Below are 647 nucleotides of genomic sequence, written 5' to 3'. Positions count from 1 at the left end.
TGGGCCTGTTCACCACCTGCCTGCGCAACGCCAACCTGGGAGCGGCGGAGCGGCAGCTGGTGGACAACGTCGACCGCTCGCTGGAGAGCCTGGAAGGGCTGTTCCGCTCCCTGCTGGACATCTACACCCTGGACCAGGAGCAGATGCGGCCCCAGGTCCGCCCCCTGGACCTGGATGCGCTGCTCGCCGACGTGGTGCAGCAGAATGCTGCCACGGCGAGTCGGGCGGGGGTGGAGATTCGGCTACGGCCCAGCCACCTGCAGGTGAACAGCGATCCGGCGTTGCTGACCACCGTGGTGCAGAACCTGCTCTCCAACGCCTTCAAGTACGCCGCGGGCAGGCCCGTGCTGCTGGGCGTGCGCCGCGTCGGCGCCCTGCGCAGCCTGGTGCTCTACGACCAGGGCCGCGGCATCGCGCCCGAGCACCTGCCGCATCTGGGCGAGGAGTTCTACCGGGTACGCGAGGACCGCGACCGCGACATCGAGGGCGTCGGCCTGGGACTGAACATCGTCCAGCGCATCGCCACCCTGCTCGGCCTGCGGCTGGTCATCCGCTCGCGCCGGGGGCGGGGCACCCTGGTCGCCCTGGAGGGGCTGGTGCCGGTGGCCGGCGAGCTGCCGTCCAGGCAGGTACCTAGGCCGCCAGCC

1 protein-coding gene is annotated in these 647 nt (G+C 71.4%); it reads left to right on the top strand.

Annotated elements, in window-relative coordinates:
* Positions 1–647, top strand: a 647-nt coding sequence (locus RND78_RS27870) for a HAMP domain-containing sensor histidine kinase (protein ID WP_312733460.1), incomplete at both ends; no start/stop codon positions are given.

Source organism: Pseudomonas oryzihabitans (genome assembly GCF_032027545.1).
Lineage (GTDB): Bacteria > Pseudomonadota > Gammaproteobacteria > Pseudomonadales > Pseudomonadaceae > Chryseomonas > Chryseomonas oryzihabitans_F.
The sequence above is the reverse complement of the archived record's forward strand: the minus strand, read 5'-3'. Positions and strand labels throughout refer to the sequence as shown.